The organism is Pseudaeromonas sp. HNCC25DJ182, from assembly GCF_055413365.1.
In genome coordinates, this window is record NZ_JBVAYG010000042.1 from 1 (window position 1) to 211 (window position 211).

Annotated in this window: 1 tRNA gene; it reads right to left on the reverse strand. The window is 49.8% G+C overall.

The features are described 5' to 3' along the window. Positions 1-59 precede the first annotated feature (59 nt). A tRNA-Glu gene (locus tag ACZYUB_RS16670) sits at positions 60-135 on the reverse strand. Between the last annotated feature and the right edge of the window lie 76 nt (positions 136-211).

Consider the following 211-nt stretch of genomic DNA (forward strand, 5'->3'; position numbering starts at 1 on the left):
TGATTTCGTAAGAAATCAGAGATAAACATACCGTTTATCTCTGCATTCTCGAGCGAATATGGCGTCCCTTAGGGGATTCGAACCCCTGTTACCGCCGTGAAAGGGCGATGTCCTAGGCCTCTAGACGAAAGGGACGAATTTTCGCTTATCAGCGCTGCGCGCCAATGAAAATTCGACAAGGCGCTACGCCTCGTTCGAAGTGCTCTCTCTA